The following is an 18927-nucleotide window of genomic DNA, read 5'->3' as shown; positions in this document are numbered from 1 at the left end:
AACACACGGACACAACAGAGCAGCACACACCAGGTCGTCGACGGGAGGGGTTCACTCAATGGCGGCGCGTTTCGGCAGGAGGCTGCGCAAGGGGGCGGCAACCACAGCTGTGGCCGCGGCCGCGGTCGCGGCTCTGGCGGCATCCCAGGCTCCGGGGGTCACCACCGACGACCAGGGCAGACAGGCCACCGGCGCGCAGTCGACGCCCGAGACGACCGGCAACGTGAGTGGCGATGACACCGCCACCGGCAACGGCGGCTACTACACCGACCTGCCCCCGCTCAACAGCCCCACCGAGTCGCCCGCCCCCAGCGCCACGCCCACCACGGGCCCTTCCGGCACAGGGCAGGGCGGCATACCCGCCACCGTCCTCGACGCCTACCAGAAGGCCGCGGCGGAACTCCAGACCTCCAAGCCTGGCTGCAATCTGCCGTGGCAACTCCTCGCCGCCATCGGCCAGGTGGAGTCCGGCCAGGCCGAGGGCGGCCGGGTCGACGCGGACGGCACCACGTACACGAAGATCCTCGGCCCGGTCCTGAACGGCAACGGCTTCGCCAGCATCAAGGACACCGACAACGGCGCATACGACGGCGACAGCACCTACGACCGTGCGGTCGGGCCCATGCAGTTCATCCCGTCCACCTGGGCGTGGGCGGGTCGCGACGGCAACGGCGACGGCGTCAAGGACCCCAACAACGTCTACGACGCCGCTCTGGCCACCGCGCACTACCTGTGCCGCGCGGACCGTGACCTGTCGGTGCAGGCCGACATGAACGCCGCGATACTCAGCTACAACAACTCGCAGGACTACCTGAACACCGTTCTGTCCTGGTACGAGTACTACCGCAAGGGCACCCACTCGATCCCGGACGGCACCGGCACCCTGCCCTCGCACCGCAGCGACCGGAACTCCGGTGCGAGCCCCGACCCGAAGCCGAGGAAGACGAGCAGGCCCAGCACCTCCAAGCCCGACGGCGGCACCACCAGCCCCACCCCCACCCCGCCACCGCCGAGCAAGCCCACCACCCCGACGCCGCCCGCCCCCACCCCCACCGACACGGTGGACCACCTGGCCGACAGCGGCACCGGGCAGCTCTCCGCGAAGACGGGCGACACCTTCGACCGGAAGGTCGTGGTGAAGGCCGTCACGAAGGCCGGCAAGGCCGTGCCGAAGGTCCGCGTGCGGTTCGCGATCATGGGTGACACGGACACCACCTTCACCGGCGGGGAGACCGTCGCGACCGTCGTCACCGACAGCTCGGGCAAGGCCACCGCTCCCGCGCTCGTCGCCGGCCAGAAGACCGGCGGTTTCACGGTCCGCGCCCTGGTTGTCGGCCGCACGATCACCGGCCTCGACTACTCGGCCACCGTCGCCGAACGCCAGGCCGACACCCTCGTCCGTACCAGCGACACCGAGCTGACCTGCACGCCGGGCGGTGAGTTCGCGGACCAGGTCGAGGTGAAGGCCACGTACAAGGGCGCCGTCGCGGACGGTGTCGCGGCCACGGCGACCCTCGTCAAGTCGGCCGACGACCCGACCGAGAACGACAAGGGCCCCTACTTCAAGGACGCGAGCGGCAAGACCGTACGCACCCTCACAGGCCTCAAGACCGATGCCGACGGCCTGCTGAAGCTGCCGAAGCTGTACGCCGACGACACGACCGGCACATTCCTGCTCCGCATCACCACCGCGGGCGGGGCCACCCTGACGGTCGAGCTGAAGGTCGCGGCGGCCGACTCGTCCCCCAGCCCGAGCCCGAGCCCGAGCCCCAGCCCCAGCCCCAGCCCGAGTTCGTAAGGCCTTCCGGGAACGTACGACGGCGGCGCCCCTCCATCACGGAGGGGCGCCGCCGCCTTTTCGTGCGCTCTGTTCTCATCTCGTGCGCCCGTCGCTACGGTGCCGGACCTGACGGCCCATCAGTTTCCGTGTTCCGGCTGCCGTCCAGGGGAGGCCCGTATGCGCGCCCTCATCGCCGCCGCGATCGGCCTGGCCGCGGCGTTCGTCCTGGCGTTCGGCCTGACGGCCCTGGGTTCGCCGTCCGGTACGACGTCCCCTGAACCACTGCTGACGACGGTCCCCAGACATCCGTGACGCGCGCACAGGGAGGACGTGAGATGCGCCGCAAGGCCGGCCTGATCCTGCTCGCCTTCGCCGTGTTCTTCACGGCGCTGTCCCCATTGCTGCGCTGGTACGCATTCACACGCCTGTCCAAGGTCCCCGCGAACCAGTACCAGACCATGGTCCTCGAGGCGAAGAACGCCACCCTCCTCGACTACGGCACCATGACGTCCCGCACGGTCCCCAAGGTCATCATCGTGCAGACCCTCGGAGGGAACGTGGAGGCCGCTGAGAAGATCGAGAAGACCGCGGGCCGGGACGTGGTCGTCTGGGACGGCCTGTCCTATGTGCAGGGACCCGACGGCGCCATGGTGTCCCGCATCCCGGAGCGGTACATTTTCGACGCCCACAGCCAGGAACCCGTCCACGCCACCGGCGAGATGGTCGACGGCGACCCCGTCCACCGTGACGGCATCGAGTTCAAATGGCCGTTCCTGACCCAGAAGCGGGACTACGAGTACTTCGACGCGCAAGCCCGCGTCACCCGCCCCATCCACTACAAGGGCACGCGGACCTTCCGGGGCGTCAAGGTCTACTACTTCGAACAGACGATCCCGTGGACCAAGGTCCCCTTCCCCAGGGTGGTGCCCGTCAAGGGCATCACCCCCGAGTCGGTCGCGAAGACCGGCACGACCCGCTGGTACACCACGGTTCGCAAGTTCTGGGTCGAACCCCTGACCGGTGCGCCCGTCTACGAGGAGATCCACAAGGAGGAGTTGCGTGGCGGCACGCTCCTCGGGGGCCGTGACAGGGTCACGGTCTTCGCGGGACATGTGAAGATGCGCGAGGTCCACATCGCCTCGACGGTCGCCCTGGTCAAGCACAACCGCCTGCTGATGCTGCTGCTGGCGTCCTCCCTGCCGTGGGGCTTCCTGATCCTCGGTGCCGCCCTGCTGTCGCTGTCCCTCTACCTGGAGGCGCGCGGCCGCCGCCCGGACGACCCGGAGCCCACCGCGGTCGTGGAGCCCGAGCCGGTCACCGCCTGAGCCGCGCGTTCGTGTGCCGGGTCGGCTCCGCGGTGGCCGGGTCCTCCGGCCACGGGTGCTTGGGGTAGCGGCCGCGCAGCTCCGCCCGTACGGCCCTGTAGCCGTCCCGCCAGAAGGAGGCGAGGTCGGCGGTGACGGCCGCGGGCCGCCCGGCGGGGGAGAGCAGATGTACGACGACGGGCACACCGGCGATCTCGGGCGAGGCCTGCAGCCCGAACATCTCCTGCAGCTTCACGGCGAGCACGGGCCGCTCGGGATCGGCGTAGTCGATCCGGATCGCGGACCCGCTCGGGACGGTGATCCGCTCCGGGGCGAGTTCGTCGAGCCGGGCGGCGTCCCCGGTGGACCAGGGCAGCAGCCGGGCCAGGGCCTGCCCCGCGTCGATCCGGGCGAGGTCGGCCCGCCGCCGGGCACGGCTCAGCTCGGGCTCCAGCCACTCGTCCACGCGCGCGTGGAGCGCGTCATCGCGGACGTCCGGCCACGGCTCGCCCAGGTGCAGTTGCAGAAAGGCGAGGCGCTGCCGCAGCACACGGGCCTGAGGGGACCACCGCAGCAGACCGAAGCCCTCCTGCCGCAGCCCCTCCAGCAGGGCCCGGCGTACGAGGGCGGGTGCCGGGTCCCGCAGCGGCCGCGCCGCCAGCTCGACGGCCCCGAGCCGCTCGACACTCCGGGCGACGACATCTCCGTCGGCCCAGTGCACCTCCTCGCTCGTGGAGTACAGGGCCCCGGCAGCCCGCCGCGCCACGTCCTCGTCGACCACGGCGGCGAGCCCCACGCGCGCGTGCCCCGCACCGACGGGTCGGTCGGCCACGGCCACCGCCAGCCACGGGGCACCGCGCAGCCCCGACCCTTCCCTCAGCTCGGCGCGGGTGCCGTTCACCATGAGGCATGAGCCGGCGTCGGCCCGCGCGAGCCGCTCCGGGAAGGCGAGCGCGGCGACGAGTCCCACCACCCGTTCGTCGCCCACCTCCGCAGGACCGACAGGCACGTCGCCCGCCGCGGCCCGCAGCCGGCGCACCTCCTCCCTCCAGGGCGCCGCGTACGCGGCGCCCTGGAGCCGGGCCGCCCGCCACACCGCCGCCAGGTCGTCGCCGTACTCCCGCGGCGGCTCCTCGCTCAGCAGAGCCACCGCCTCCGCGGCCCGCTCCGCGCCGACCCGCGGGGCCGCGTCCAGCAGCGCCCGCGCCAGCCGTGGATGCAGTCCCAGCCGGGACATCCGTACGCCCCGCTCCGTGACTCGTCCCGCCGCGTCCACCGCGCCGATCGCCGTCAGCACCGATTGCGCCGCCGCCATCGGCCCGGGCGGCGGCGCGTCGAGGAGCGCCAGCCCGGACGCGTCCGGGTCGCCCCAGGACGCCGCCTGCAAGGCGAACGCCGTCAGATCGGCCAGCCGGATCTCCGGCGCCGGGAAACGCGGCAGCCGCGCGTCCTCCGCCTCGGACCAGCAGCGGTACACCCGGCCCGGCGCCTCACGCCCCGCCCGGCCCGCCCGCTGCCGACCCGCCGCCTGCGAGGCCCGTACCGTCGTCAGCGCGCTCAGCCCCCGCGCATGGTCGACCCGCGGCTCGCGCGCGAGACCGGAGTCGACGACCGCCCGCACCCCCGGCACGGTCAGGGACGACTCCGCCACGGCCGTCGCCAGCACCACACGGCGTGCCGAGCCCGGCGACAGCACGGCCTCCTGCACGGCTGCCGGCGCCCGCCCGTGAACCTGGAGCACCTCGGTGCCGCCCAGACCCCCCAGATGACCCGCCACGCGCGCCATCTCCCCGACACCGGGCAGGAAGCACAGCACGTCCCCCTCGCACTCGGCCAGCGCCCGCCGCACCACCGACGCCACATGCGTGAGCAGCGCCGGATCCACCCGCATCCCGTGCGGGGGCCGCACGGGGCGCGAGGGAGGTGCCCACACCACCTCCACGGGGTACGACACGCCCTCCGCCCGGACGACCGGTGCCCCGCCCAGCAGCCGTGCCCAGCCCTCCGTGTCCGTCGTCGCGGAGGCAGCCACCAACTCCAGCTCCGGCCGCAGCGTCTGGCGTACGTCGAGCAGGAAGGCGGCGACCGTGTCGGCGTCCAGGTGCCGCTCGTGGACCTCGTCGAGCACGACCACGTCGACGCCCGCCAGCTCCTGGTCCCGCTGCAGCCGCTGCAACAGCACACCGGTCGTGACGACCTCCACGCGCGTGTGCCGCCCGACCACCCGCTCCCCGCGCACGGTGTAGCCGACGCTCTCACCGGTCTTCTCGCCCAGCAGCCACGCCATCCGCCGGGCCGCCGCGCGCGCCGCGATCCGCCGAGGCTCGGCCACCACCACCCGCCGAGCGGGACCGTCGCCCAGCAGCCCCGCCAGCGCGAGCGGCACCAGCGTCGTCTTGCCGGTGCCCGGCGGCGCGCACAGCACCGCCGTCCCGTGCTCGCCCAGAGCGGCTCCAAGAGAGGGGACGGCGGAACGGACGGGCAGGCGGTCGAGAGCGTCGCGGCGGATCACCGCACCAGTGTTCCAGGCGGCCGCGTCACGGAAGAAAGACGTGGTGGCAGCGCAGGCAGAACAGCTGCCTGCGCCAGTCGGCCCGCTGCCGCGCCGCCTGCGCGACGCTGCCGCGCAGGGAAACCAGCCACAGGCCCCCGCCGGCCAGCCCGACGAACCCCAGCCACACCTCCGACACGAGCAGGGCGCAGCCCACGGTCAGGAGCCCGAACGGCGCCGCCCAGCGCTCCTCGTCCAGTGCGGGCCGCGCGAGGTGCGGTGCCCCGGCGCGCGCCTCGGGCGTCAGCGTCCTCCAGTACCTGCGGAGCCGGGTGGTCCTGTCCCCTCGCCGGCAGACCGGGCAGACGTGCATGCGCGTACCCCCCACCGCTGGCACCGCGGAGCGCGGCCTTGAGGGTGATATGTCGACTCATCGTTTGTGCCCTGCCGGTACGGCCGGCATACGCGCACGGCCGCAACCCCCGCAGATTGGCCGGAACCGCTCCCTCGGTACATCAGTCCCGTTCGCACACGAAGATCGCCGTCCCCGGGATCAGCGCGCCGCGCAGCGGCGACCACCCGCCCCACTCGGACGTGTTCCAGGCCGGCCACTCCGGCTCGACCAGGTCGACGAGCCGGAAGCCGGACGTCACGATGTCCCGCACCCGGTCGCCGAGCGTGCGGTGGTGCTCGACGTACACCGCCCGGCCCTCCTCGTCCTGCTCCACGTACGGCGTGCGGTCGAAGTAGGAGGCCGAGACCGCGAGACCCTCCGGCCCCGGCTCGTCCGGGAACGCCCAGCGGACGGGGTGGGTCGCCGAGAACACGAAACGGCCGTCGGGGCGCAGCACCCGGTGCACCTCGCGCAGCACCAGCCGCGGGTCCGCCACGAAGGGCAGCGCCCCGTACGCCGAGCACGCCAGGTCGAAGGAGGCGTCCCGGAAGGGCAGGACGCAGGCGTCCGCCTGCACCAGGGGGAAGCCGGCGCCGATGCGCAGGGCGTGCTGGAGCTGGCGGTGGGAGAGGTCGAGGGCCACCGGGCGGGCGCCGTGCCCGGCGAGCCAGCGGGAGCACTGCGCCGCGCCGGCACCGATCTCCAGGACGTCCTTGCCCTTCAGGTCCTCGGGCGGGCCGAGCAGCTCGGCCTCGACCTCGTCCAGGCCCTCGGGCCCCCAGACGAAGCGGTCGTCGCCGAGGAACGTGCCGTGCTCGATCTGGTACTCGTCCGCGTTCCGGTCCCACCAGCCCCGGTTGGCCCGGGAACTCTCCGTGGCACCCGCCGCGCGTCGGGTGGCTTCCGGTTCGAACTGTTCGGGCTCTTGGATGGTGGGCTCCCTCGTCGTACTCTTCCGTCCAGCCTGACGCGGCGGTGTCACGGAAAAGGGTCCTGTGGCCTGCACGGTCTCGTGGCATCGGCCGGGTGCGGCCGGTGTCGCACGGTGACTTGTGCCGGGAATGCGGCGATCCGCCCCGGGTGTGCGCCTTCGCGCATTGACCCTGCCCGGCTGCCCCCGTATGCTACAAGTTGCGCTGCGGGCCTGCGCACCTCAGACGTAGCAGGCTGCGCTCGCATCTGTTGTATGTCCCCTCGGTTGTCGAGGCGCCATCACCAGTTGGCTGGTGGGGCGCTTCCTTGGCTGTCCGGCTTCTGCAGAGCGAAACGGGCTCCAGCGTGAGCAGTACCTACGACTTCAATGTCCGTACCGGAGCCCTTTTCCACATGACGAGCAGCACCGAGACCACCGCCACCACCCCGCAGGTAGCGGTCAACGACATCGGTAACGAGGAAGCGTTCCTCGCAGCGATCGACGAGACGATCAAGTACTTCAACGACGGCGACATCGTCGACGGCGTCATCGTGAAGGTCGACCGGGACGAGGTCCTGCTCGACATCGGTTACAAGACCGAAGGTGTCATCCCGAGCCGCGAGCTCTCGATCAAGCACGACGTCGACCCGAACGAGGTCGTCGCCGTGGGTGACGAGATCGAGGCCCTGGTCCTCCAGAAGGAGGACAAGGAAGGCCGCCTGATCCTCTCGAAGAAGCGCGCCCAGTACGAGCGTGCCTGGGGCACCATCGAGAAGATCAAGGAAGAGGACGGCATCGTCACCGGTACCGTCATCGAGGTCGTCAAGGGTGGTCTCATCCTCGACATCGGCCTCCGCGGCTTCCTGCCGGCCTCCCTGGTCGAGATGCGCCGCGTCCGCGACCTGCAGCCGTACGTCGGCAAGGAGCTCGAGGCCAAGATCATCGAGCTGGACAAGAACCGCAACAACGTGGTCCTGTCCCGCCGCGCCTGGCTCGAGCAGACCCAGTCCGAGGTCCGCCAGACCTTCCTCACGACCCTGCAGAAGGGTCAGGTCCGGTCCGGCGTCGTCTCCTCGATCGTCAACTTCGGTGCCTTCGTGGACCTGGGTGGCGTCGACGGTCTGGTCCACGTCTCCGAGCTGTCCTGGAAGCACATCGACCACCCGTCCGAGGTCGTCGAGGTGGGCCAGGAGGTCACCGTCGAGGTCCTCGACGTCGACATGGACCGCGAGCGTGTCTCCCTGTCGCTGAAGGCGACCCAGGAAGATCCGTGGCAGCAGTTCGCCCGCACCCACCAGATCGGCCAGGTCGTGCCCGGCAAGGTCACGAAGCTGGTTCCGTTCGGTGCGTTCGTCCGCGTGGACGAGGGCATCGAGGGTCTGGTCCACATCTCCGAGCTGGCCGAGCGCCACGTGGAGATCCCGGAGCAGGTCGTCCAGGTCAACGACGAGATCTTCGTCAAGGTCATCGACATCGACCTCGAGCGTCGCCGCATCAGCCTCTCGCTGAAGCAGGCCAACGAGTCCTTCGGTGCCGACCCGGCGTCGGTCGAGTTCGACCCGACCCTGTACGGCATGGCCGCGTCCTACGACGACCAGGGCAACTACATCTACCCCGAGGGCTTCGACCCCGAGACCAACGACTGGCTCGAGGGCTACGAGAAGCAGCGCGAGGAGTGGGAGCGCCAGTACGCCGAGGCGCAGGCCCGCTTCGAGCAGCACCAGCAGCAGGTCATCAAGTCCCGCGAGGCGGACGCCGCTGCCGCTGCCGAGGGTGGCGAGGCCGCCGCTCCGGTCGCGACCGGCGGTTCGTACTCCTCCGAGGGCGGCGACAACTCCGGCGCCCTGGCGTCGGACGAGGCGCTGGCGGCCCTGCGCGAGAAGCTGGCCGGCGGCCAGAGCTGAACGCTCGCGGCTAGGCGTTAGCCGATGACTGAGGGCCCGTCCCCTGTGGGGCGGGCCCTCAGTCGCGTTTCGAGGCCTGGGCACTGTCGGCTGTGACGGCCGTACTGCCGGTGCGCGGACCGGGAATGACCGTGCCCCGGCCCGCGTTGTGCCGTACGAACACGAGGAGGAGCGGTCTACAGTGCTTGATCCGCAGGGTTTGTACGCATGGGAGCCGAAGGGCCTCGCCGTCGTCGACATGGCGCTCGCCCAGGAATCGGCCGGACTGGTCATGCTCTACCACTTCGACGGATACATCGACGCGGGCGAGACCGGCGACCTGATCGTCGACGGGCTCCTGGACGCGCTCCCCCAGCAGGTCGTGGCCCGCTTCGACCACGACCGGCTCGTGGACTACCGCGCCCGCCGTCCCCTGCTCACCTTCCGGCGCGACCGCTGGACCGACTACGAGGTCCCCAGCATCGAGGTGCGCCTCCTGCAGGATGCGACCGGAGCGCCGTTCCTGTTGCTGTCGGGGCCCGAGCCGGACGTGGAGTGGGAGCGGTTCGCCGCGGCCGTGGGGCAGATCGTGGAGCGGCTCGGCGTCCGTCTGTCCGTGAACTTCCACGGCATCCCCATGGGCGTGCCGCACACCCGGCCGGTGGGCCTCACCCCGCACGGCAACCGCACCGACCTGGTACCCGGCCACCGCAGCCCCTTCGAGGAGGCACAGGTACCGGGCAGCGCCGAGGCCCTGATCGAGTACCGGCTCGCTGAGGCCGGACACGACGTTCTGGGCGTCGCCGCGCACGTCCCCCACTACATCGCCCGCTCCCCGTATCCGGACGCCGCGCTCACCGTCCTGGAGGCCATCACGGCCGCCACCGGACTCGTTCTGCCGGGCGTCGCGCACTCCCTGCGCAACGACGCGCACCGCACGCAGACGGAGATCGAGCGGCAGATCCGGGAGGGTGACGAGGACCTGGTGCGGCTCGTCCAGGGGCTCGAGCACCAGTACGACGCCGCCGCAGGCGCCGAGACGCGCGGCAACATGCTCGCCGAGCCCATGGAGATCCCGTCCGCGGATGAGATCGGACAGGAATTCGAGCGCTTCCTGGCGGAGCGCGAGGGCGACGGCTGAGCCCGAGGCGGGGAGCTCGACCCACGGCCTGCCATCGGTACCGTCAGTGGCAGGCCGTAAGCTTCCCGGCATGCTGAAGGTGGGCCTGACCGGCGGTATCGGCGCCGGCAAGAGCGAGGTGTCGCGGCTGCTCGTGGAGAGCGGGGCCGTACTGATCGACGCGGACCGCATCGCGCGCGAGGTCGTCGCTCCGGGCACCCCCGGGCTCTCGGCGGTCGTCGAGGCGTTCGGCGAGGACATCCTCACCGCGGACGGCAGCCTGGACCGCCCCAGGCTGGGCTCCATCGTCTTCGCCGACCCGGACAAGCTGGCGGTCCTGAACTCGATCGTGCACCCCTTGGTGGGCGCCCGCTCCCGCGAACTGGAGACCACCGCTCCCGACGACGCGGTGGTCGTCCACGACGTCCCCCTCCTCGCCGAGAACGGGCTGGCCCCGCTCTACGACGTCGTGATCGTCGTCGACGCGAGCCCCGCCACCCGGCTCGACCGGCTGGTCCGCCTGCGAGGTATGACCGAGGAGGACGCACGCGCCCGCATGGCCGCCCAGGCGCCACGCCAGAAGCGCCTGGAAGTCGCGGACATCGTGATCGACAACGATGTGCCGCTGGAGCAGCTGAAGCAGCGCGTAAGGGACGTATGGGAGGAACTCGTCCACAGAGCGCACCGTTCACAGGAATAGCGTCCGCCCGCGGGGGCGTTGAACCGGTGCAGTAAGGGAAGGACTCTGCCGTGCCCGAGACCAGCGATTCCACCGGACCCACTCCGGAAACGCATGTCATCGACTTCCGCGCCGCGGAACAACTCCTCGCAGCACGGGACCCGCGGGGCGCGGTCAAGCTGCTCGACGGCGTGATCGCCGCCCACCCCGAGAACACCGCCGCCCGGCTGCTTCGCGCGCGTGCCTTCTTCGCAGCCGCGCAACTACGACCGGCCGAGCTGGAGTTCAGCATCGTGCTGGAACGCGAGCCGGACAACGCGTACGCGCACTTCGCACTCGCCCGCACCTACGAGCGCCAGGCCCGGCCCGACGAGGCGAAGCGGCACTTCCGGCTGGCCGCCGCACTGGACCCGAACCCTCAGTACCTGAAGGCGGCACGCTTCGACTCCTAGGGCCGACCTTCCTGATCAGCTCGGCATCGCGGGACCTGGCACGCGCCTCTGCGGCCCGCACCGCCGACAGGATCCTCTCAGCGGCTACCGGCCGCGGCGTTCCGGCGGCGGGTACGGCGGGACCTCACGGCCCGGCTGCCAGTGTGGGCCCTGACGGATGTGCCGCACGATCAGGGTCATGTCCGCGGCGACGACCAGCCACAGCGCACCGCACGCGGCCGCCCAGCCCGGCCGGCCGAGGAGTGCGAACACGACCGTGCCGAAGGTGGCCCACACCAGGCCCCACAGGCTCAGCCAGAAGCGGGCCCGCAGCGCACTGCGCGCCGTTGTCGGTTCACTGCCCGTACGCATCGCCCTCACTGCTCCTCAGGGCACCAGTACCCTTCGTGGTGCACGTTCACCATGGGACGGCGACCGGATCCGGGCGTCCGCGAACAGCAGCGGGACCGGGTCCGTGCGGGGAGGCGACGGTGCTGCTGGAAACGCTGCGGGCGGACGCGCGGCTCGCCGAGTGGCTGAGGGACCTCGACAGCGACGGTGACACGCGTGTCCAGGCCACCCTGCCCGACGCGGACGAGCTGCCCGACGTGCTGCTCGATCTGTCGGTGCCCCACGAGGACATCAACGAACTCGTCGCCCAGCGCGCCCGGCTCGGCCGGGACCCGGAGGCGACGACGCTGGTGGAGCGGTGTGTCGCCCGCCTGGTACGGGACATGGGGGAGATCGGCAAGGGCTGGGAGCCACCGCAGTTCCCCGCGTCGGCGGGGCCGCTCGGACGGCTCTTCCCCGTGTACGTCTTCGTCGCGGCGCTGCCGTACGTGCGGGCGTACCACCGCGAGCGCGGCATCCCGGAGGATGTGTCCCGTCGCACGCTCGCCGACCTCGGCCGGCACATGGCGGTGCACCGCCGACGCCGTGGCACGGGCGGGTTGCTGTTCCCCTGGTGGATCGCGCTCCACTTTCATGGGGAGCTGTTCCAACTGGGGCGGCTGCAGTTCCAGCGGGCGCGGCTGGGACGGCGCACGGGGCGGGCCGTCGCGGCGGCGGGCCGGGCGCACGGGCCCGGCGACCTCTGTCTGAGCCTGCACATACCCGACTTCAGTGGCCCGCTGTCGCCGTCCGCCTGCGAGCGGTCCCTGACGCTGGCACGGGCATTCTTCGCCCGGCACTATCCCGACGAGCGCCATGAGATCGCCGTGTGCCACTCCTGGCTGCTCGATCCCCAGCTCAAGCGGTATCTTCCGGCGGACTCCAACATCATCCGCTTCCAGAACCGCTTCGAACTCGCCTACCAGGACACGACACCGGACGACGGGCTACCGGTCGGCTTCGTCTTCGGCGACCCGGAGCTGCCGGTCGGAGAGCTGCCCCGGCGGAGCGGCGTGGAGCGGGCGGTGGGGGATCATCTGCGGGCGGGCGGGCACTGGTACGGGGGTCACGGCTGGTTCGCGCTGTGACGCCGTTCGACCCTCGAACGTTTCACCCCATCGGGTGACAGTGGACCGGGAACGGGACAATCGCGGCGGCCCGTTGGACGGGCATGAAGCAGAAGATGCGGACCGGTTACCGGGGCACGGGCCCCGGCGTGATCACACCCGACGGCTGTGCCGTCGAGCTGTACTCACGACTACCGCCCGGGGACGAGCCGGACATCGTCGCCGCGGCCGTGCCGGCGGGGGCGCACATCCTGGAACTGGGCAGCGGGGTGGGGAGGATGACCCATCCGCTGCTGGAGCGCGGTCTCACGGTCACCGCGGTGGACGAGTCACCGGAGATGCTGGAGCGGGTGCGCGGCGCACGCACGATATGCAGCCCGATCGAGGTCCTGGACCTGGGCGAGACGTTCGACGTGGTGCTGCTCGCGTCGTTCCTCGTGCACGCCGGGGACGTCGGGGTGCGCGGACGACTGCTGCGGACCTGCGCCCGGCACGTGGCCGACGGCGGATGCGTGCTGATCCAGAGGGAGGGCGAGGACTACCACACGAACCTGCCACGTGAACGGGTCGACCTGAGCGGCTTCACGGTACGGATCGTGTCCGCGGAACCGGTGGGGGACGGGGTCGACTCGGTGCGCGCGGAGTACGAATTCCCGGACGCGACCTGGACTCAGACGTTCCTCTCCCGGTCCCTGAGCAGACAGCAGTTCGAGGAGGCGCTGGCGGAGGCGGGACTGCGTGTGGACAGGTATCTGACGGACGACCGGATGTGGGTGAGGGCGGTGCGGGCGGGGTAGCTCAACTCCCACCCTTGGTCCGACTCCGGCCACCGGGCCTGCCCTGTGCGCCCAGACCGCTCGCGAAGCCGCCGCCCGCGGCCGCGGCAAGGCCGCGGAGGCGTTCCGTCTCGCGGCGGTCGCGCTTGGTGGGCCGGCCCGTGCCACGGTCGCGGACACCTGCCGGGGCGATCGCCTCGCGGGGCGGCGGGGGCGGGCTGTTGTCGATGTAGCACTGCACGGCCACCGGGGCGCCTACGCGCTTGCGGATCAGACGCTTCACGACGACGACCCGCTCCCGGCCCTCGTGCCTGAGGCGCACCTCGTCGCCGATGCGCACGTTGTACGCGGGCTTCACGCGCTCGCCGTTCACCCGCACGTGCCCGCCCCGGCAGGCGGCGGAGCCGATCGAGCGGGTCTTGACGAGCCGTACGGACCAGATCCAGCTGTCGATGCGGACACTCTCGCCGTTCCCCGGGCCGGCCGCCTCGGCGGCGGCCACCGCGGCGGCGGCCTTCGGGTCCACGGCGGTCGGTTCGGCGTCCGCCGGCTGCGGGGAGGGCCGGGCGTCGGTGGCTCGGACGTCCGCGCCCGTGCCGGAGTCCCGCCGGTCCGCCTCGTCACCGCGGAGCACCCCGGAGTCCCGGCCTGTCGTAGCCGCGCGGGTCGCCTCGGTCCCGCCCGTCGTCTCGTGGTCCGCACCTTCAGAAGCCATGCTCCCGACCTTAGCTCGCCGAGCCCGGTGGACCGGACTCCATTTCCGCGGTGAAAGCCAGGCAGCGGGGTGCCGCTCCAGGTCTGCGTCGCCCGGCCCTACCGTGGAGGCATGGACAGCAGCAGCCTCGCCCGGCTGGACGAGCGGATCACGGGATGCCGTGCCTGCCCGCGCCTGGTCGCATGGCGCGAGGAGGTGGCCGCCACCAAGCGGGCCGCGTTCGCCGACTGGACGTACTGGGGGCGTCCGGTGCCGGGCTTCGGGCCACCGGACGCCCGGCTGCTCGTCATCGGCCTCGCCCCCGCGGCCCACGGCGGAAACCGGACCGGACGGATGTTCACCCGAGACCGCTCCGGGGACGTGCTGTACGCGGCGCTGCACGACGTGGGTCTGGCGTCGCAGCCTACGTCGGTGTCCGCCGACGACGGCCTGGAGCTGTACGGCGTACGCGTCACCGCGCCCGTGCACTGCGCTCCGCCCGCCAACAAGCCGACGCCCGAGGAACGGGACACATGCCGGCCGTGGCTCGTGCAGGAACTGCGGCTGCTGCGTCCGTCGCTGCGGTCCGTGGTCGCGCTCGGCTCCTTCGGCTGGCAGGCCGCGCTGACCGCGCTCGGTGAGGCCGGCTGGGCGGTACCCCGGCCGCGGCCCGCCTTCGGGCACGGGGCCCGGGTGTCACTGGAAGGACTGGAACTGTTCGGCTGCTTCCACGTCAGCCAGCGCAACACCTTCACGGGTCGGCTCACGCCGCGGATGCTGCGGGACGTACTGCGCACGGCGGCGGACGCGGCGGGGCTGCCGGCCAAGCCGTAGACGACAGGCCCTAGGGCAGCCCTAGGGCAGCTCTCCGTCTGCGAACAGGTGCCGCACCGTGGAGCGGTAGTTGGCGCGCACATGGGCGAGGGCGTGGGCGCGGGCGCGGTCCGGGTCGCCGGAGGCGATCGCCTCGTACAGCTCGCGGTGTTCGGTCAGGAGCTGGGGCCACTCCTCGTTCTGGCGGGTGAGCCAGCGCAGTCGTCCGTCGACCGGTTCCATGACCGAGATCAGCAGGCTGTTGCCGGCCATGGCGAGGATCCGGTCGTGGAAACGGGTGTTGATGTCCGTGATCGTCTCGGCGTCGCCGACGGCGGTCGCGGCCGCCGCCTGGTCCAGCAGCTCCGCCAGTTCCGCGAGGTCCGTCTCACCCGCCCGGGCCGTGGCGAGCCCGGCCGCGTAGACCTCGAGGGCCTCGCGCAGCTCGAAGAGCTCCTTGACGTCGGTCGGGGTCAGCCGCCGCACGACGGTTCTGCGCGGTGTCTCGAAGAGCACGAACCCCTCGGCGACCAGTGCGCGGATCGCCTCCCGGACCGGGACGCGCGAGACTCCGAACCGCTCGGCGAGCTCCCGCTCGACCAGGCGGTCGCCCGGGCGCAGCCGCCCCGCGATGATCTCCTGCCGCAACGTGGCGAGCACCCGCTCGCGCACCGCACCCAGGGGTTCGATCTTCGTCATGGGGTCATCTTCGCGGATTCGGAGGGTGTTTTACGGAGCCGTAACGGGACGGACATCGGGCGGAACGGTTGACGGCGCAGTTTGGTATACCAAACGCCTTGGTTCCTGCGCGAGAAGCACCCCGCACCCTGACCTCACCCAGCCCCCGCCCAGCACCCGGGAACTCACCGGCATCCGGCCCCCACCCGGACGTGCCTCCCCGCCATCGATCCGCACCGGACCGTACTGAAAGGCCCCTCCGTCCCCTCGCCCATGGAGGCCCCGTGTCCCTCGCCGATCGCGCCGAAGCCACCGGCGTCCCAGCGTTCGCCCCCGACCCCCGCCTCACCAACGAAGACCTCGCACCCGCCGCCGAGCGCAAGTGGAAGGTCTTCGACCTGTTCGCCATGTGGATGTCCGACGTCCACAACCTCGGCAACTACACCTTCGCCGCCGGCCTGCTGGTCCTCGGCATGAACGTCTGGCAGATCTTCACCTCCCTGCTCGTCGGCTTCGTCCTCATCTACCTCGGGATGAACATGATGGGCAGGATCGGCCAGCGGCACGGGGTCCCGTTCCCGGTCGTCAGCCGGATCAGCTTCGGGGTCTGGGGCGCCAACATCCCGGCCCTGATCAGGGTGGTGATCGCCATCATGTGGTACGGCATCCAGACCTACCTTGCGTCCGTCGCCGTCAACGTCATGCTGCTCGCGGCCTGGCCGGGCCTGACGTCGTGGACCCACCACTCCTTCCTCGGCCTCAACGCGCTCGGCTGGACGTCGTTCGTCGCCCTGTGGCTGATCCAGGCGCTGATCATCAGCCGGGGCATGGAGTCGGTACGGAAGTTCCAGGACTTCTGCGGTCCCGCCATCTGCACCCCCGCCCCCACACCCGGTTTCGGCAGCGGCTTCGCCCAGCTGCCCGCCCGGCTCGTCGTCAGGCCCAGGGAGACCAGGGACTCGGCGAGCTTCACCGCCGCGGCCACCCCGTCGACCACCGGAAGCCCCAGCTTCTCCCCCACCGCCCGCTGCAGCCCGGTCATCCCGGCGCAGCCCAGGACGAGAACCTCGGCGCCGGCCGCGCGGGCCCGTTCGGCGGCGGTCACGAAGGCCTCCTCTGTGCGGGCCGTGTCGCCGAGGTCGAGGACGCCGATGCCGGTGCCGACCACGGCGGCGCAGTTCTGCAGGACGCCCGCCGTGTACAGGCTGTTCCTCGATCTGCCCGCACGAGCGTTCCAGGGTGGTGACGACCCCGAACCGCCGCCCGAGCAGGCACGCCAGGTGGGCCGCGGCTTCGGTGATGTCGACGACCGGCACGTCCAGCAGTTCCCGCGCGCCCTCGCGGCCGTGCTCTCCGAAGCCCGCCATGACCACGGCGTCGTACGGGCCCTCGTAGGTGCGCAGTGCGTCGAGGACGGCGGCGGCCGAGAGGTAGCTGTCGAGCCAGCCCTCCGCGGACTCCGGCTCCCACGCGGGGGTCAGTCCGGTCACGGTGGTGCCCGGGCCGGCGGCGGCCCGGGCACCACGGAGGATCTCCTCGGTCATCTCCTGCGTGGTGTTGCAGTTGGTGACGACGATCCGCACGCTCAGCCCTCCACGACGGCTGCGGCCGGAGCGACGGCCGGAGCGGTGCGCTCGGATCGGCACAGCACCAGGTACAGCGCCGCGGACAGCGCGGTCCCGATGAACCAGGAGTACGGGGCCACGGCGCTGAAGTCCTTGACCAGCGCAAGCACCGCTGCGACCGCCGCCGAGGGCAGGAACGCCCACAGCGCCTTGGGGTTGACCCCCTTGCGGTAGTAGTAGCGGGACCTGGGTTCGGCGCTGAAGAGCTGGTCGACGTCGATGCGGCCGCGCTTCAGCCAGTAGGTGTCCAGCATGATCACACCGAACAGCGGGCCGAGGAAGGCGCCGAGGCCACCGAGGAAGTAGTTGACGACGGTGGGGTTGGAGAAGAGGTTCCAGGGGGTGACGACCAGCGCGGCTACCGTGCTGATCATGCCGCCGACCTTGAAGCTGATCTTCTGCGGCCAGACGTTGGCCAGGTCGTAGGCGGGTGAAACGAAGTTGGCGACGATGTTGACGCCCATGGTGGCGACGGCGAAGGTGAAGGCCGCCAGGACCAGCACCCAGGTGTTGCCGATCTTCGCGACGAGCATCGCCGGGTCGGTGATGGCCTCGCCGAACACCTTGATGGAACCGGCCGTGACGATGACCGACACGATCACGAAGGCCGTCGAGTTGACCGGCAGGCCCCAGAAGTTGCCGCGCTTGACGGTGGTGTTCGGGTGCGAAGCGGGAAAAAGTCGCAGAAGTTGAGCATAAGGGTGCCGTAGGTGGCGAGGATGAGCCCGACGGCGCCGAACCACTGCCGCCACTGCTCGCCCACGGAGACCGGGTGAGGCGTGGAGGTGAGCGAGATGCTCCAGTCGGCCTTCGCGAGGATCCAGACCGCCAGCGCGATCATCACCAGGTCCCGCCACCCCAACCGCTCGAAATCCCGGCGACGTGCCGCTCGCGCCGGACTACCGTGGGCGTCGTACCTGCGGCGAAGGGGGCCCGGTGAACGAGAACGCCTCGGTGACGCAGACGGTGACCGGAGACGACGACACGTTCCTCGACGCCGTGGCGGACCGCCTGGCCGCCCTCCCCGCGGCCCGTGCCGTCGCCCTCGGCGGATCCCGCGCCCAGGGCACCCACACCCCGGCCAGCGACTGGGATCTGGCCTTCTACTACCGGGGCCCGTTCGACCCCGACGACCTTCGGTCCGTCGGCTGGGAGGGCGAGGTCTCGGAGATCGGCGGCTGGGGCGGCGGCGTCTTCAACGGCGGCGCCTGGCTGACGATCGAGGACCGCCGCGTGGACATCCGTTACCGGGACCTGGACGTTGTCGACCAGGTCCTCACCGAGGCGGAAGAAGGGCGGTTCCAGGTCGAGCCGCTGCTGTTCCATCTGGCCGGAATCCCGACGTACCTGCTGGTCGCCGAACTGGCCGTCAACCGCGTCCTGCGTGGAGCGGTCCCACGCCCCGCCCGCTACCCGGAGAAGCTGCGCACGAGCGCGTACGCGCGATGGCTCGGAACGGCACGGGCGACGCTCGCATACGCCAAGGCCAACCACGCCCCGGCCGGGCGGCGGACGGAGGTCGCCGGTGCCGTCGCGGTGGCAACCGCCCAAGCGGCACATGCCGTTCTCGCTGCGCGCGGGGAATGGGTGACCAACGAAAAACGACTGGTGGAGCGTGCGGGACTCAGAGCGGCTGACGACATCGTCGCGGGCCTTGGCCCGGACCCGGAGTCGCTGACCCGGTCGGTCGCCGCGGCAGAGGCACTCATCCGGGTGTGAGGGACGACGTCGGCGGCGTGGGGTTGCGTTCATAAAGAACACGCCCCCCGCCCGCCCTTTCACACCGCCGAAACGCTCACGTCCTTTTCGCTCCAAGAACACCCCCTACCGTGGACGCCACACCGCCCGGCCACCGTCGCCCGAAGGCCCCGCCCTCGTCCGGACAGGAG

General features: G+C 71.4%; 17 protein-coding genes and 4 pseudogenes. 12 read left to right on the top strand and 9 right to left on the bottom strand.

Features of this window, described 5'->3' with window-relative positions; all coding sequences use genetic code 11:
• The first annotated feature begins 58 nt into the window (after positions 1-58).
• From AB0N14_RS24030 to AB0N14_RS24020, 3 genes are all read left to right on the top strand, one after another.
• Entirely contained in the window at positions 59-1798 is a 1740-nt protein-coding gene (locus AB0N14_RS24030; protein WP_366027758.1) for a lytic transglycosylase domain-containing protein, read from the top strand.
• A gap of 159 nt (positions 1799-1957) precedes the next feature.
• Positions 1958-2092: an SPW_0924 family protein gene (locus AB0N14_RS24025; protein ID WP_366027757.1), complete on the top strand. Its 135-nt coding sequence runs from the start codon at positions 1958-1960 to the stop codon at positions 2090-2092.
• Between the two features lie 23 nt (positions 2093-2115).
• Positions 2116-3105 (top strand): DUF3068 domain-containing protein, encoded by a 990-nt coding sequence (locus AB0N14_RS24020; protein WP_366027756.1) that lies wholly within the window; start codon positions 2116-2118, stop codon positions 3103-3105.
• On the opposite strand, the gene hrpB is transcribed toward AB0N14_RS24020, so the two are convergent.
• From hrpB to AB0N14_RS24005, 3 genes are all read right to left on the bottom strand, one after another.
• Positions 3095-5596 carry an ATP-dependent helicase HrpB gene (gene hrpB / locus AB0N14_RS24015; RefSeq protein ID WP_366027755.1) on the bottom strand — a complete coding sequence of 834 codons (2502 nt, stop codon included), beginning with the start codon at positions 5594-5596 and terminating at the stop codon, positions 3095-3097. The genes AB0N14_RS24020 and hrpB overlap by 11 nt on opposite strands.
• Positions 5597-5621: 25 nt before the next feature.
• Positions 5622-5948: a hypothetical protein gene (locus AB0N14_RS24010; RefSeq protein WP_366027754.1), complete on the bottom strand. Its 327-nt coding sequence runs from the start codon at positions 5946-5948 to the stop codon at positions 5622-5624.
• Positions 5949-6090: 142 nt separating this feature from the next.
• Positions 6091-6951: a class I SAM-dependent methyltransferase gene (locus AB0N14_RS24005; protein ID WP_366027753.1), complete on the bottom strand. Its 861-nt coding sequence runs from the start codon at positions 6949-6951 to the stop codon at positions 6091-6093.
• A gap of 344 nt (positions 6952-7295) precedes the next feature.
• On the opposite strand from AB0N14_RS24005, the gene rpsA reads away from it, so the two are divergent.
• From rpsA to AB0N14_RS23985, 4 genes are all read left to right on the top strand, one after another.
• Positions 7296-8786, top strand: a complete 1491-nt coding sequence (gene rpsA / locus AB0N14_RS24000) for a 30S ribosomal protein S1 (RefSeq protein ID WP_366027752.1) — start codon at positions 7296-7298, stop codon at positions 8784-8786.
• A 181-nt stretch (positions 8787-8967) separates the two neighbouring features.
• Positions 8968-9906 (top strand): PAC2 family protein, encoded by a 939-nt coding sequence (locus AB0N14_RS23995; RefSeq protein ID WP_366027751.1) that lies wholly within the window; start codon positions 8968-8970, stop codon positions 9904-9906.
• 70 nt (positions 9907-9976) lie between these two features.
• Positions 9977-10585: a dephospho-CoA kinase gene (coaE, locus tag AB0N14_RS23990; RefSeq protein WP_366027750.1), complete on the top strand. Its 609-nt coding sequence runs from the start codon at positions 9977-9979 to the stop codon at positions 10583-10585.
• Between the two features lie 50 nt (positions 10586-10635).
• A complete protein-coding gene (locus AB0N14_RS23985) occupies positions 10636-11016 on the top strand; it encodes a tetratricopeptide repeat protein (protein WP_366027749.1) in 381 nt (126 codons plus the stop codon).
• Positions 11017-11100: 84 nt separating this feature from the next.
• Here AB0N14_RS23985 and AB0N14_RS23980 read toward each other — a convergent pair whose 3' ends face one another.
• On the bottom strand, positions 11101-11367 hold the full coding sequence (locus AB0N14_RS23980; RefSeq protein WP_366027748.1) for a DUF6343 family protein: 267 nt from the start codon (positions 11365-11367) through the stop codon (positions 11101-11103).
• A 119-nt stretch (positions 11368-11486) separates the two neighbouring features.
• Between AB0N14_RS23980 and AB0N14_RS23975 the strand changes: the two genes are divergently transcribed.
• Both AB0N14_RS23975 and AB0N14_RS23970 read left to right on the top strand, forming a co-directional pair.
• The gene (locus AB0N14_RS23975) at positions 11487-12473 is read left to right on the top strand and encodes an acyltransferase domain-containing protein (RefSeq protein ID WP_366027747.1); all 987 of its coding nucleotides are present in this window, start codon (positions 11487-11489) and stop codon (positions 12471-12473) included.
• Positions 12474-12556: 83 nt separating this feature from the next.
• Positions 12557-13249 (top strand): class I SAM-dependent methyltransferase, encoded by a 693-nt coding sequence (locus AB0N14_RS23970; protein ID WP_366027746.1) that lies wholly within the window; start codon positions 12557-12559, stop codon positions 13247-13249.
• A 1-nt stretch (position 13250) separates the two neighbouring features.
• Here AB0N14_RS23970 and AB0N14_RS23965 read toward each other — a convergent pair whose 3' ends face one another.
• Positions 13251-13943, bottom strand: coding sequence for an RNA-binding S4 domain-containing protein (locus tag AB0N14_RS23965; RefSeq protein WP_366027745.1), 693 nt, complete (start codon positions 13941-13943; stop codon positions 13251-13253).
• Between the two features lie 111 nt (positions 13944-14054).
• Here AB0N14_RS23965 and AB0N14_RS23960 point away from each other — a divergent pair, with 111 nt between their 5' ends.
• On the top strand, positions 14055-14756 hold the full coding sequence (locus tag AB0N14_RS23960) for a uracil-DNA glycosylase (protein WP_366027744.1): 702 nt from the start codon (positions 14055-14057) through the stop codon (positions 14754-14756).
• A 21-nt stretch (positions 14757-14777) separates the two neighbouring features.
• On the opposite strand, the gene AB0N14_RS23955 is transcribed toward AB0N14_RS23960, so the two are convergent.
• A complete protein-coding gene (locus tag AB0N14_RS23955) occupies positions 14778-15434 on the bottom strand; it encodes a GntR family transcriptional regulator (protein WP_366027743.1) in 657 nt (218 codons plus the stop codon).
• 263 nt (positions 15435-15697) lie between these two features.
• On the opposite strand from AB0N14_RS23955, the pseudogene AB0N14_RS23950 reads away from it, so the two are divergent.
• Positions 15698-16285 (top strand): annotated as a pseudogene (locus AB0N14_RS23950) (cytosine permease); the annotation flags it as partial.
• Between the two features lie 149 nt (positions 16286-16434).
• Here the strand turns inward: AB0N14_RS23950 and AB0N14_RS23945 are convergent.
• From AB0N14_RS23945 to AB0N14_RS23935, 3 pseudogenes are all read right to left on the bottom strand, one after another.
• Positions 16435-16581 (bottom strand): annotated as a pseudogene (locus tag AB0N14_RS23945) (aspartate/glutamate racemase family protein); the annotation flags it as partial.
• Positions 16582-16687: 106 nt separating this feature from the next.
• A pseudogene (locus AB0N14_RS23940) lies at positions 16688-16957 on the bottom strand (aspartate/glutamate racemase family protein); the annotation flags it as partial.
• A gap of 41 nt (positions 16958-16998) precedes the next feature.
• Positions 16999-17885 (bottom strand): annotated as a pseudogene (locus tag AB0N14_RS23935) (cytosine permease); the annotation flags it as partial.
• Positions 17886-17974: 89 nt separating this feature from the next.
• Between AB0N14_RS23935 and AB0N14_RS23930 the strand changes: the two are divergent.
• Positions 17975-18757, top strand: a complete 783-nt coding sequence (locus AB0N14_RS23930) for a nucleotidyltransferase domain-containing protein (RefSeq protein WP_366027742.1) — start codon at positions 17975-17977, stop codon at positions 18755-18757.
• The last annotated feature ends 170 nt before the right edge of the window (positions 18758-18927 follow it).

The organism is Streptomyces sp. NPDC051104 (genome assembly GCF_040682835.1).
Taxonomy (GTDB): domain Bacteria; phylum Actinomycetota; class Actinomycetes; order Streptomycetales; family Streptomycetaceae; genus Streptomyces; species Streptomyces cynarae.
Note: the sequence above shows the minus strand (reverse complement) of the source record. Positions and strands in the feature narration are given on the sequence as shown.

Coding starts and splice junctions, on each gene's coding strand:
- AB0N14_RS24030 (WP_366027758.1), top strand. CDS start 59: ATGGCGGCGCGTTTCGGCAGGAGGCTGCGCAAGGGGGCGGCAACCACA.
- AB0N14_RS24025 (WP_366027757.1), top strand. CDS start 1,958: ATGCGCGCCCTCATCGCCGCCGCGATCGGCCTGGCCGCGGCGTTCGTC.
- AB0N14_RS24020 (WP_366027756.1), top strand. CDS start 2,116: ATGCGCCGCAAGGCCGGCCTGATCCTGCTCGCCTTCGCCGTGTTCTTC.
- AB0N14_RS24010 (WP_366027754.1), bottom strand. CDS start 5,948: ATGCACGTCTGCCCGGTCTGCCGGCGAGGGGACAGGACCACCCGGCTC.
- rpsA (WP_366027752.1), top strand. CDS start 7,296: ATGACGAGCAGCACCGAGACCACCGCCACCACCCCGCAGGTAGCGGTC.
- coaE (WP_366027750.1), top strand. CDS start 9,977: ATGCTGAAGGTGGGCCTGACCGGCGGTATCGGCGCCGGCAAGAGCGAG.
- AB0N14_RS23980 (WP_366027748.1), bottom strand. CDS start 11,367: ATGCGTACGGGCAGTGAACCGACAACGGCGCGCAGTGCGCTGCGGGCC.
- AB0N14_RS23970 (WP_366027746.1), top strand. CDS start 12,557: ATGAAGCAGAAGATGCGGACCGGTTACCGGGGCACGGGCCCCGGCGTG.
- AB0N14_RS23965 (WP_366027745.1), bottom strand. CDS start 13,943: ATGGCTTCTGAAGGTGCGGACCACGAGACGACGGGCGGGACCGAGGCG.
- AB0N14_RS23960 (WP_366027744.1), top strand. CDS start 14,055: ATGGACAGCAGCAGCCTCGCCCGGCTGGACGAGCGGATCACGGGATGC.
- AB0N14_RS23955 (WP_366027743.1), bottom strand. CDS start 15,434: ATGACGAAGATCGAACCCCTGGGTGCGGTGCGCGAGCGGGTGCTCGCC.